The 12,979-nt window shown below is 39.3% G+C and carries 5 protein-coding genes and 3 pseudogenes; 3 read left to right on the top strand and 5 right to left on the bottom strand.

Annotated features, from left to right (window positions below; translation table 11 throughout):
• Positions 1 to 53: 53 nt before the first annotated feature.
• Positions 54 to 443: a hypothetical protein gene (locus MAQA_RS09765; RefSeq protein WP_241463204.1), complete on the bottom strand. Its 390-nt coding sequence runs from the start codon at positions 441 to 443 to the stop codon at positions 54 to 56.
• A gap of 329 nt (positions 444 to 772) precedes the next feature.
• Here MAQA_RS09765 and adhE point away from each other — a divergent pair.
• The 3 genes and pseudogenes from adhE (at position 773) to MAQA_RS09750 (ending at position 5,511) form a co-directional block, all read left to right on the top strand.
• Positions 773 to 3,372: pseudogene (gene adhE, locus MAQA_RS15715) on the top strand (bifunctional acetaldehyde-CoA/alcohol dehydrogenase).
• 157 nt (positions 3,373 to 3,529) lie between these two features.
• The gene (locus MAQA_RS09755) at positions 3,530 to 4,447 is read left to right on the top strand and encodes an ABC transporter ATP-binding protein (RefSeq protein WP_036073494.1); all 918 of its coding nucleotides are present in this window, start codon (positions 3,530 to 3,532) and stop codon (positions 4,445 to 4,447) included.
• The gene (locus MAQA_RS09750; RefSeq protein WP_036073492.1) at positions 4,444 to 5,511 is read left to right on the top strand and encodes an ABC transporter permease subunit; all 1,068 of its coding nucleotides are present in this window, start codon (positions 4,444 to 4,446) and stop codon (positions 5,509 to 5,511) included. The genes MAQA_RS09755 and MAQA_RS09750 overlap by 4 nt, the downstream gene beginning before the upstream one ends.
• Before the next feature lie 40 nt (positions 5,512 to 5,551).
• Here MAQA_RS09750 and MAQA_RS09745 read toward each other — a convergent pair whose 3' ends face one another.
• The 4 genes and pseudogenes from MAQA_RS09745 to MAQA_RS16645 form a co-directional block, all read right to left on the bottom strand.
• Positions 5,552 to 6,124 carry a DNA-3-methyladenine glycosylase I gene (locus MAQA_RS09745; protein WP_036073490.1) on the bottom strand — a complete coding sequence of 191 codons (573 nt, stop codon included), beginning with the start codon at positions 6,122 to 6,124 and terminating at the stop codon, positions 5,552 to 5,554.
• Between the two features lie 362 nt (positions 6,125 to 6,486).
• Complete coding sequence (acnA, locus tag MAQA_RS09740; protein ID WP_036073487.1) at positions 6,487 to 9,186, bottom strand: aconitate hydratase AcnA; 2,700 nt, start codon at positions 9,184 to 9,186, stop codon at positions 6,487 to 6,489.
• Between the two features lie 168 nt (positions 9,187 to 9,354).
• A pseudogene (locus MAQA_RS16430) lies at positions 9,355 to 9,772 on the bottom strand (general stress protein).
• Positions 9,772 to 12,977, bottom strand: a pseudogene (locus MAQA_RS16645) (DEAD/DEAH box helicase). Before MAQA_RS16645 ends, MAQA_RS16430 begins: the two co-directional pseudogenes overlap by 1 nt.
• Between the last annotated feature and the right edge of the window lie 2 nt (positions 12,978 to 12,979).

Raw genomic sequence — 12,979 nt, 5'->3', positions numbered from 1 at the left:
AAAAAGAAGGAACTAAAAAAAGAACAGGAAAAAGCTGCTCTTTTTAGTGGCGTTCAACTTTTTTTTATCGAATAAGCAGAAGCAATTCCTAAAATAATAAGCATAAGTGGCACAAGCACACCTTGCAGAGAAAAGCCACCATTTACAATGCCTAAAATGACGGAAAAAATCATGTAAGCAATATATAGAAATTGAACGATTATGCTTGTTGTGACACCCTTTCGAAGTCGTCTGTAAACAACGAAAAATAAAACAGCAAATAATAGAAAACAAATGATATTGATAGATGTATTGATGAGTGCTTCTCGAATAATGGTTTGCGAGACTTTCACAGCCGATAAGGTCAAAAGTACTGACACAAAACCGATGATGGCAAGTAGTGCCTGAAGAAGTGAAAGTAAGGCGATAATCAGTGAAATCGTTTTGGCTTGTTTTAAATACATTTCCTGCACATTTTTCCTCTCCTTTATTACTAGAAACTTTACCATAGCTACCCTTTCTCGGTCAATCCTAACTTGGAAAACCAAAAAGGATAAAAGACCTAACGAAGGCCTCTCTTTTAGTTCTATCGACTTAAATTCTGTTTATTTGTGAATGTTTTCACGTGAAACTATTTACAAACTTTTTTTGGTAAGTTATACTATGTTTGTAATTAAGATAATACATCAAAAGAAATGAGGCAAAGTCGACTGCCACAATTTTTTTTGAGCAACAGGGACAACAAATGTCTAACCAGGACAAAAATAGTCCCTAAGATTAGGAGGAAAAGAAAATGGCGATTAAAGAAGAAACAAGTCGTGAAATTCTAGAAGTTCAAAAAATGATTGATAAGCTTGCAACTAATGGACAAAATGCTCTCAAAGAATTCGAAAGCTTTACTCAAGAACAAATTGACCATATTGTTCACGCCATGGCACTTGCCGGACTTGATCAGCATATGTCGCTTGCGAAGATGGCGGTTGAAGAAACTGGTCGTGGTTTATATGAAGATAAATGTATTAAAAATATTTTTGCAACTGAATATATTTGGAATAATATCAAAAATGATAAAACAGTTGGGATTATTAATGAAGATAAACAAAATGGAGTTATTGAAATCGCTGAGCCTGTGGGAGTTATCGCTGGCGTCACACCTGTAACGAATCCGACTTCTACCACTCTATTTAAAGCCATTATTGCGATTAAAACCAGAAATCCTATCATCTTTGCTTTCCATCCAAGTGCACAAAACTGTTCGGCTGAAGCTGCACGAGTTGTTTATGAAGCTGCTGTAAAAGCTGGCGCACCCAAACACTGTGTGCAGTGGATTGAAAAGCCTGCAATTGAAGCGACAAAACAATTGATGAATCACGATCAAGTTGCTCTTGTGCTTGCAACTGGTGGTGCTGGCATGGTGAAATCTGCTTATTCAACAGGAAAACCCGCACTCGGCGTTGGTCCTGGTAACGTTCCTGCTTACATTGATAAAACGGCTAAAATCAAACGTGCCGTAAACGATATTATTTTATCCAAATCTTTTGACCAGGGTATGATTTGTGCATCTGAACAAGCTGTCATTGTTGATAAAGAAATCGTGAAAGCGGTCAAAGAAGAGTTTCTTGCTAATGATTGTTATTTTGTAAAAGGAACTGAATTTAAAAAATTAGAAAGTTATGTCATTCATCCTGAAACGGGTTCGCTTAATCCAAATGTAGTTGGAAAATCCCCTGCTTGGATTGCTGAGCAAGCTGGATTTAAAGTTCCAGAAACTACTAAAATTTTAATTGCAGAAATTAAAGGGGTCGGAAAAAATTACCCTCTTTCTCATGAAAAACTTAGTCCAGTTCTTGCTTTTATTGAAGCAAAAGGGCAAAAAGAAGCATTTGACCGTGCTGAAGAAATGCTTGAATTTGGTGGTTTAGGACACTCTGCCGTTATTCATTCAACAGATAAAGAAGCTCAAAAAGCATTTGGTCTGCGTATGAAGCTTGCCGTATCATTGTGAACGCACCTTCTGCACAAGGCGGGATTGGTGATATCTATAATGGATTTATTCCATCACTAACCCTAGGATGTGGGTCTTATGGAAAAAATTCCGTTTCTCAAAATGTTAGTGCCACTAACCTTCTAAATGTTAAACGAATCGCAGATCGGAGAAATAATATGCAATGGTTCAAGCTTCCACCTAAAATTTTCTTTGAAAAATATTCCACTCAATATTTACAAAAAATGGAAGATGTAAATCGAGTTTTCATTGTAACGGACCCTGGAATGGTTGAATTTAAATATGTGGATGTCGTAATCGATCACTTAAATCGTCGCCAAAACGAAGTAGCCTGCCAAGTCTTCGCTGATGTTGAGCCTGATCCTTCCGATGTAACTGTCTATAAAGGTGCTGAAATGATGAAAGACTTCAAACCAGATTGTATCATCGCGCTTGGTGGCGGTTCTGCGATGGATGCTGCAAAAGGAATGTGGCTTTTCTATGAACATCCGGAAGCTTCATTCTTTGGACTTAAGCAAAAATTCTTGGATATTCGCAAACGGACTTTCAAATATCCAAAATTAGGTGAAAAAGCTAAATTTGTTGCTATTCCAACAACCAGTGGTACGGGGTCTGAAGTAACGCCGTTCGCAGTCATCACTGATAAAGAAAACAACATTAAATATCCGCTTGCAGACTATGAATTAACACCGGATGTAGCCATTGTCGATAGTCAATATGTAACCACTGTTCCAGCACACATCACTGCTGATACTGGAATGGATGTACTAACACATGCAATTGAGTCTTATGTTTCAGTCATGGCGAGCGACTATACAAGAGGTCTTTCTATCCGCGCTATTGAACTTGTTTTTGAAAATCTACGTGACTCTGTGCTTACTGGCGATGAAGATGCACGCGAAAAAATGCACAACGCTTCTGCCCTTGCAGGAATGGCATTTGCCAATGCTTTCTTAGGGATCAATCATAGTTTAGCTCACAAGATTGGGCCTGAATTCCACATTCCGCATGGTCGTGCCAATGCAATTTTAATGCCACATGTTATCCGGTATAATGCTGAAAAGCCAAGAAAACATGCTCTATTCCCTAAATATGAAAGCTTTAAAGCAGATGAAGATTATGCACGAATTGCAAGAATCATCGGGCTAAAAGCAAATACAACTAAAGAAGGTGTGGAGTCCCTTATAGATGCAGTTATCAAGCTAGGAAAAGATGTTGGTATTGATATGAGTCTTAAAGGACAAAACGTGGCGAAAAAAGACTTTGACACGGTCGTTGACACACTTGCTGATCGGGCATTTATGGATCAATGTACAACTGCCAATCCAAAACAACCACTTGTAAGCGAACTAAAAGATATCTATATCAAAGCTTACCAAGGTGTTTAAGTTGTAAAGTAAGAGAGCTCTCCCCTCTTTCGTTTGAAGGAGGGGTTTTTCTCATACTCAAGTAGTAGATAAAATCAACCTCAGGCTTAATGCCTGATTCTTTGATGTTAGTTATAATAAAATAGATTGATTAATAATTGTCTGAAGGAGTGAGAAAATGACGGAAACAGTATTACAACTAGACAATGTCTCAAAAAAAATTGGGCAAAAAGAAATTGTACATAACATTAGCTTTGACGTTCGAAAAGGGGAAGTTTTTGGTTTACTCGGCCCAAATGGTGCTGGAAAAACAACCATTATTCGTTCCATTGTTCGATTAATCAAAAAAACAAGTGGCGAGGTGCACATCAGTGGTGTCAATGTCGATGAAAATTTTAAAGATGCCATAAAAAATGTCGGAGCGATTATCGAAAATCCAGAATTTTATATGTATATGTCTGGTTTTAACAACTTAAAGCAATTTGCGCGAATGAGTCGCAAAGATATCCCACAAGAGCGTTTCGTGGAAATAGTGGAACAAGTCAAGCTCAGTCATGCTATTCACAATAAGGTAAAAACTTATTCACTAGGAATGCGGCAACGGCTTGGACTTGCCCAAGCACTTATTCATGAGCCAGATTTATTAATTCTTGACGAACCAACAAATGGTCTCGATCCACAAGGAATGCGCGAATTTCGTGAACTAATTCGGTCACTTGCACAAAATGGGACTTCTGTTTTGATTTCGAGTCATTTATTAAGTGAGATTCAGCAAATTACAGATCGCTTTGCTATTATCAATCATGGCAAGCTCACACACATTGAAAGCATGCATGAACTTGAAAAAGAAGCAAAAGTAACGATTCAGCTAGAAGTTTCGGATCCCGAGGCTGCTAAGTTAGTATTAGAATCTCTTGATATTGAAATAAAGGCACAAGTAGAGCAGCAGTTGACGCTAGAACTTGCTAGTGATTTCGTTCCTGAAATTGCCCGCTCACTGGTAAAAGCTAATATTGATATTTTGGAGCTTGCAAAAGTCCATGTTTCACTTGAAGATCGCTTCTTAGCATTGACGAACGGGGGAGAAACTAAATGAACTTAATAAAAAATGAATGGCAGAAATTATTGCTTCGTAAATCCAGTTGGATCATGCAACTTGTTCTCGTTCTCATGGTTTTCTTAATGGCACTGCTACTATTCTTTGTCAATAAAACGATCAATACCTCTGAGGGTTCAGGAGAAGCTCCTCGTGGCGTTACTCAGCATTTTGATGCTTCTGGTCAGCCCATTTCTGAAGATCAATATAATAGTATCGCTAAAAACGATAGTGAAAAAGCAAAGCAAATTCAAACAAAAGTACTTTCGCCAAAAGATTCTGTAGCCGCTTTGAAAATGCAAAAGAAAGCAGTCACTGATAAACAAACTAAGGAAGAGCTTCAGCGGCAAATTGATTACTATCAAGTTTATGCCGATAAAGGAAAAACACCTCTTGAATCCGCTGGAGGACCAGATGGTGCCCAATTTTTCGGAAGTTTAGCTCAAGAAGCTAGTATTGCAACAATTTTAGTTGTTATCATAGCGAGTACCATTGTCGCCTCTGAGTTTTCTGGTGGAACAATCAAATTGCTTCTAACTCGACCTTATTCTCGTTCACAAGTTCTTGCATCGAAACTGATCATTTGTATTATTTATGCAGTAATTTCAAGTATTGTACTATTCGTGTCCTCCTTGCTCTTTTCACTTATGCTTGGTAGCGAGTCATACAGCTTACCGCTCGCTCCAGCGACCGGTTCACTTAACGCATATGAAATGGCTCTAAAACTAACTGGAACAAATTTTGTCTTAATGCTCACTTTCTTGAGTATTGCTTTTCTATTCTCTTCCGTTGTTCGTTCACAAGCACTCGCCGTCGGGGTTGGGATTGGAGCTTTATTTTCAGGAAATATCATCGCTACCTTTCTTCCGCTTGCCATTGCTAAATATGACTGGTTGAAATGGCTAATCTTTAACCTCTTCCAACTGAACTCAATGGCTCTTGGAAATGAAGTTGCTGGCGGTCTTGCAATGTGGCAAGTGATACTTACATTATTTGCTTATATCATTGTTATTCTTGGATTTACCTTTTATATCTTTAAAAAGCGAGATGTCGCTTTAAGTTAATTAAAAAACGAGAGGAGACCATTCGCAGGTTTCCTCTTTTTTAGACTTGATTTAAACTATGCAGCGGGCAGGAAAGAACGTGATCGTCTAGCACTCCAACAGCCTGCAGATACGAATAAATAATAACGGGTCCAACAAATTTAAAGCCTCGTTTTTTCATATCGCGACTTACTCGCTCAGATAGTTCATCTTGTGCTGGCATATCTGCTTCGCTTTCAAACTGGTGAATCACCCGTTTGTGACTTGTAAAGTGCCAAATATAGGAAGACAATGACCCGAACTCCGCTTGAACTTTAAGCGCTGCCTGGGCATTCGTTTTAACAGCTTGGATTTTTAAACGATTGCGAATTATTCCTTCATCGTGACGTAGTTCTTCCAATTCTTCTTCCGAAAGGTTCGCACACTTTTCGATGTCAAAATGAGCAAACGCTCTTTTGTACGCTTCCCGTTTATTTAAAATAGTTCGCCATGAAAGCCCAGCTTGTGCCCCCTCTAAATTCAACATTTCAAATAAATAGCGATCGTCATAACTTGGAACACACCATTCTTCATCATGATATTGTTGTTCACGTTCACTGCTTTTTGCCCAGTTACAGCCTGTTTCTTCTTCCACTCCTACCGCTCCCTTTCACTAATGAATTAAAATATAATATGTACTCATAAAAGCCGCCACAAAAAAAACCACACAAGCAAAAAAAGCAGACGTCCACTGCGTCGCTCCGTAATGCCAATTGTCAAACTTATAGCAATAAAAAGTAATAGTAAAAAACGATTTAAATGTAAATTCACACTAAAGAAAAGACAAACGCTTGCAAGAAACACACCAAAAGCTACGACTACAATAATCTGCCAAGTACTTTTTTTTCATTTCAATTCTCGCTTTCGTTAACATATCATTTATTATAGAACATTCGTTCTCTTTTTACAAGTCAAAAAGAAGGCAGTCGTTACCCGTAAACTGCCTTCTTTTTTAAATCAACTTAATTTTTCACGCAAGACCATCGGTAAAATTCCACCATTGCGATAGTAATCAATTTCTACTTCAGAATCAAACCGTACGATCGCATCAAAAGTTTTAAACGAACCGTCTTCTGAAACTGCTGTCACCTTGACTAGGCTTTTTGGCTCAACTGATTCTCCCACTTCGACAGAGATTGTTTCACGTCCAGTCAGACCAAGTGTTTCTGCACTCTCGCCTGCCATAAATTGTAGAGGCAAAACACCCATCATGACAAGGTTCGACCTGTGGATCCGTTCATAGCTTTTGGCAATCACAGTCTTAATGCCAAGCAAGTTTGTTCCTTTTGCTGCCCAGTCACGTGAAGAGCCCATTCCATAATCATCGCCTGCTAAGATGACAAGCCCCGTACCAGTTTCTGCATATTTTTGAGCCGCATCGTAAATGGACATGACTTCTTCTGTTGGGAAATAAGTTGTATAGCCGCCTTCTGTTCCCTCAGCAATTTGATTTTTAATTCGAATATTAGCAAAGGTCCCGCGCATCATGACATCGTGATGTCCCCGTCTTGAGCCATAGGAATTGAAATCGCGAATCGCGACGCCCCGTTCACGCAAGAATTTTCCTGCCGGCGTATCCTTTCCAATCGCTCCCGCTGGTGAGATGTGGTCTGTTGTCACAGAATCGCCAAACTTTCCAATGACCCGAAGACCTGAAAGTGGTTCAACAAGACCAGGCTCTTTTGATAGATATTCAAAAAATGGCGGGTTAGCAATATACGTCGATGCCTCGTCCCAACTATAAAGTGGTTCGTCTGTTGTTTCGATTGCATTCCATGTTGAGTTATCATCAAATACATGGGCATACTGTTCACGGAAAAGTTCTGGTGTGACAGTTTCTTTCACAAGCGCCTTCACTTCAGCAGATGACGGCCAAATGTCTTTCAAATAATATTCTTTTCCGTCGTTTCCTCGCCCAATTGCCTCATTTTCCAAGTCAATATCCGTTGTTCCTGCCAGTGCATAAGCCACGACAAGAGGAGGAGAAGCGAGAAAATTCGCTTTTACTAACGCGTGGATTCGTCCTTCGAAATTCCGATTCCCACTTAAAACAGCTGAAACAAGCAAGTCATTATCTAAAATCGCTTGTTCGATTTCTTCTTTTAAAGGCCCAGAGTTCCCAATGCAAGTCGTACAGCCATAACCTACTAAATCAAAGCCAAGTTTTTCTAAATAAGGTAGAAGCGCTGCTTTTTCTAAATATCCCGTCACAACCTTTGAACCTGGCGCTAAAGAAGTTTTTACATATTTAGGTACTTCAAGTCCTAACTCTACTGCACGCTTCGCAACAAGCCCTGCTGAAAGCATGACGTATGGATTAGATGTATTCGTACAACTTGTGATTGCGGCTATCGCAACAGCTCCTGTCCGCATGATTGATTCGTCACCATTACCGTAAACCACTTTCACTTGTTTATCAAATTCACTAGGTTCAAGACCAAAGCCTCGATTTCCAGCTGGTTTCGTAATCGAATCTTCAAAGGTTTGTTTCATTTTTGAAAGCGGAATTAAATCTTGTGGACGTTTCGGTCCAGATAAATTCGCCTCAATTTCAGCAAGATTAATCTCAACGATTTCAGTGTATTCAGGGTCTTCGGAAGTAAAAAACAAGTGATTGGTCTTGAGATATTCTTCTACAAGCTTGATTTGCGCTTCACTTCTACCCGTCAGTCGTAAATAATCAAGCGAATCCTGATCAACAGGGAAAAAGCCGCAAGTTGCTCCGTATTCAGGTGCCATATTCGCAACGGTTGCACGATCAGCTAGCGGCAATGAAGAGACGCCTGGACCAAAGAATTCAACAAACTTACCCACTACTTTTTTCTCCCGTAAAACTTGGGTCACTTTTAGCGCAAAATCAGTTGCTGTTGCACCGTTTGGAAGCTCTCCAGTTAAACGCACACCAATCACTTCAGGAATAGCAAAATAAGATGGTTGACCAAGCATGCCCGCTTCTGCTTCAATACCACCAACGCCCCATCCTAAGACGCCAAGCCCGTTGATCATCGTTGTATGACTATCCGTTCCAACCAAACTATCGGGATATGCTGTAATCTCACCCTCGGTTTCTTTTTTCAGCACAACGCTTGCAAGATATTCCAAATTGACTTGGTGGACAATCCCCGTCGCTGGAGGAACTGCGCGATAATTGTCAAATGCCTTTTGTGCCCAATTTAAAAACTGATACCGTTCCATATTGCGTTTAAACTCAAGTTCCATATTGATCTTTAAAGCTTCAGGATTAGCATAACTATCGACTTGAACAGAGTGATCGACTACGAGATCCACTGGAATTTCTGGATTGATTTTTTCGGGATCACCGCCCATATCGTGCATCGCTTTTCGAAGTGACGCCAAATCAACTACCGCTGGAACTCCAGTGAAATCCTGCAAAATAACACGTGCCGGTTTAAAAGGAACGTCTCCGTGATTTTCTTGCGGATTTTTTGACCAGTTTGCAAGGTTTTCAACATGCTGATCCGTTAACACTCGCCCATCATTTTGACGTAAAACAGATTCCAGTAACACTCGAATGGAATACGGCAATCGGTTAATTTTCACATTTGGATTTTCTTCAAGTACTTTCAAATCATAATAATAAATCGTTTCTCCATCCAACTCAAAGGATGTTTTGGCTTTTTCTTTCCAGTTCGTCATCTTCGTCTCCTCCTTAATCGAAGCGCTCTCTTTTTCATTGTACTGGAATCCAATCGATAAGTAAACTAGGATAAACCTTTTTCTTTTTAATAACTTTTTCTTATAAAAAAGTGCTTTTTCTTTCAAAAAAACCGACAGTTTTCTGTCGGTTTTTCACTAGGTATCCATTTATCTGGCCAAAATCAAAATTTTACCAGCTTCAAGTCCTTGTACAAAATCTGCTATCTGTTGTTCAGTCAAATCAAAGTCCTCTAAGAGCCTTGTAACAGATTTATCATCCGTTCTTGAGAACCATTTTGCAAAAGGCCCCGCTGCATAAAGAGAGCCCCCATCTGGCCGGTACACTTGCGGGATCACAAGTCCGCCACTTAATGACTGTAAAATCCCTGAAATAGCACCAAACGCTTCTTCATTCACTGGTCGTTCAATGTCCGTATCCGTATCTTCTGCTACTTCACGGCTAACCTTTTTTTTGTTTAGCTAACACTGATAGATCTTCTTTGGAATAGCCATCTTTTATTAACTGTTCAATTTTCGTCTTTGCTTCTGCTTCTGTCTCTGTTTCAAACACTTCCCATTTTTTCATCAGAGTCCCTCCTCGTTCATATCTAAAATCGCCTTAATTTCATCGGTCGAAAGTTGATGTAGAAATTGCTCACCTGGTTTAATCAACTGATCGACTAATGCTTGTTTTGTTTTCTGTAAGTCATAAATTTTTTCTTCAATTGTCCCTTTCGTAATCAAACGAATCACTTGAACCACTCGTTTTTGGCCGATGCGATGAGCTCGGCTAGCTGCCTGCTCCTCAATTGCTGGATTCCACCAAAGGTCAAATAAAATGACAGTATCTGCGCCGGTTAAATTAAGACCCGTTCCACCAGCTTTTAATGAGATTAAAAATAAATCTTTTTCGCCTTCATTAAAAGCATCAGCCATCTCAACTCTTGACTTACTAGAAGTTTTCCCATCCAGATAAAAGAAATCTAGCCCATCTTTTTGAAGCTCCTTCCCAATCAACTTCAACATAGAAGTGAACTGAGAAAAAATTAAAATACGCTGACCATTTTCATTCGCAGCACGGACTGTATCCATCAACTGATTCAACTTACTAGATTCCCCGATATAGTTTGCATCAAACATTCGGGGATCACAGCAGATCTGCCGTAAGCGAGTGAGTCCAGCTAGGAGCTTGATCCGTTCTGCCCCACTTGTAAGCGATGAACGAGCTAGATCTTCTTGAATTCGTTCTAAATATGCAAGATACAAGCTTTTCTGCTCAGTCGTTAACTCTGAATACAGATTCGTTTCGATTTTTTCCGGAAGTTCTTTCACAACCTCTTGTTTTAAGCGGCGAAGCAAGAACGGACGTATCAGTTCAGCTACTCGTTCATGTTTTAAATCCTTAAATTTGCGAAGCGGCGGGAAAAAACCAGGCATAATCGTTTGAAATACCGCCCAAAGTTCATCTGTCGAATTTTCAAGCGGCGTTCCACTAAGTGCAAAATGTGTCCGTGCTTGGATGGAGCGAACTGCTTGCGAAGCCTTTGTAGCGTAATTCTTAATGTTTTGTGACTCATCCAAAATAACCGTATGAAACTGTTTGGTTTGAAAAAAAATCTTGATCTTGCCGCAAAGTGGGATAAGAAATTAAATAAACTTGATTCCTTTCAATTTGCTCAATTTGTTTTTCACGCTTTTCTTTGTTTCCTTGGATAATCGTAACTGGAACTTGTGGGGCAAAATTGCGGAACTCATTCAGCCAATTGTATAGAAGTGAAGCAGGCGTCACGATGAGAATCGGAGCAAGCTGTTCTTTTTCTTCTAGCTCAGAAAGCAAATACGTAATCGTTTGGATCGTTTTTCCAAGTCCCATATCGTCCGCTAAAATGCCTCCAAGGCCATATTTTGAAAGAGACTTCATCCAGTTAAATCCCGTCACTTGATAATCACGTAAAGAAGCCTTCAATCCTTTTGGTAAATCAAAGTGAGTTTCTTTTTCATGTTGAATGGTTTCTAACAACTCATTGTAGTTTCGACTAAATTGACTATGCAACTTTTGATCCTTAGAAAAGGTCTCATAAAGCTGAATTCCTCGATATACAGGAACTTGAACCGTTGATTTTAACGCATTCTTTCGCAAATCTAGGAATTCAATCATGCGAGCCATTTCTCGGTAAGCTTTGTCTTCAAGCGAGAGGAAACGACCGTTCTTCAAGCGATGAAAGGCTTTTTTCTCTTTTAACGAAACCAGCACATCTTGAATTTCATCCTCTGGGATTCCTTCAAAATCAAATGAAATGGAAAGCAAGCCGCTATCTTTCGTTAAATCAAAGGAAGTAACTGCTTCGACTTGTTTTTGAATCATTTCTTCCAGTTCCTCCGCCATATGAACTGTAACCAATTTTTTAAGTTTAGGAATCACTCGGTAATAAAATTGATAAAGTTTCTCGTCATCTGCTTGAAGTACCATCCGATCAGCGGAAAACAAAATCGGAGAATTCTCGATTAAATGCATGATATAGTTTTCTTTCTCAATATCACGCAAAATCACTTGGCGACCTCGCGCTTCAAGCTCTTCAGTTTGAAAAGGATCAAAACTCTGACTCCCGTACCTGTAAATGAGCTGCAGCTGGTGCTTATCCGCTTCAAATGGTGTAATGTAAAGCTCTGCAATAAGCTCCTCTTGCTCAATTCTTGTTTCAATTTCTTCATCCATCTCTACACGTCCACTTTTTTGCAAGACAGGAAGGACATAGGAAACCATTTCCCCTAGTTTTTTTTTCAGGAAACTGAATGATATCGCTTTTAGCAATTTGCTGAAACTCTTTCAGTGGCGCAAGCGCTTCCCAATTTTTTTTCGCTTAAAAAATGTACCGTCCCATCTAGAAAAACAGCTCGGTATAAGTCCAGAAAAATTGCTTGTTGTAACGACTCAAACTCAATTTGGTATTCGCCTTCTGCGACTTCTATGAAACGATAACTAAAATCCAAGTTTTCTTCAGTTACTAAAAACTCAGGATACTGTATCGTGACATCATTTTTTTCCGTTACAATTTGGAATAAGCTTGACCGCTCGCTAATTTGTTCAAGAAGTAGCTTCGCTTCATTTGGTGGGATCAAAAGGCGTTTGTCTTCCCTGTAGTTTCGAGCAAAAGAATCCAGTTCGGTATCATAGAGCTTCGAAGCTTCATAGATTCGCGTAAGTTGTTTCAAAACCGACCAGTCACCAGAATCAAATTCATAATCATTTGGGTCATAAGTAAATCGACTTGTAAATTCTAAAATGCGTCCTTCTTTAATAGCTTCAAGAAAGCTCCCGATTTGTTTCACTACATAAACCCGTTCTGGACCAACTTTTAATTCTAAAGCTAGTCGGTTCATCTGATTTTCTGGAAAAACTTTGATGATAAATTGAATGTTCAAAAGTTCGCGACTCGTCGCAACTTCTCCTTCAAAACGTTGTTCAGAATTTGTTTTAAAAAGCGAAAGCAGTGTTTCCGATTCTTGCTCCAGAATTCGAGCTCTCAGGCTTTGTTTTTTTTATTTCATGCTTGAACTCTTCATCCTTCAAAAAAGCAGCATAAATGTGTTTACAGACCCGTTCTCCGTATTTATGGGCGGAACAGGTACAGTCAAATAAATGTTCTCCATACTTTTCGACTCGCTCACCGTCTTCAAAAAAAATAGTTGTCCTGTTCTTTTACTATTGCCGTTTCGCGGAGCATTTGTTTAGCTACTTGTTTAATTTGATAGGGAATCATCTCATCTTGAATATTGACGCTTTGACTCAAAA

The organism is Listeria aquatica FSL S10-1188 (genome assembly GCF_000525795.1).
GTDB lineage: Bacteria > Bacillota > Bacilli > Lactobacillales > Listeriaceae > Listeria > Listeria aquatica.
This window is presented reverse-complemented; position numbering and strand designations above follow the sequence as displayed.

Coding starts and splice junctions, on each gene's coding strand:
- acnA (WP_036073487.1), bottom strand. CDS start 9,186: ATGACGAACTGGAAAGAAAAAGCCAAAACATCCTTTGAGTTGGATGGA.
- MAQA_RS09755 (WP_036073494.1), top strand. CDS start 3,530: ATGACGGAAACAGTATTACAACTAGACAATGTCTCAAAAAAAATTGGG.
- MAQA_RS09765 (WP_241463204.1), bottom strand. CDS start 443: ATGTATTTAAAACAAGCCAAAACGATTTCACTGATTATCGCCTTACTT.
- MAQA_RS09750 (WP_036073492.1), top strand. CDS start 4,444: ATGAACTTAATAAAAAATGAATGGCAGAAATTATTGCTTCGTAAATCC.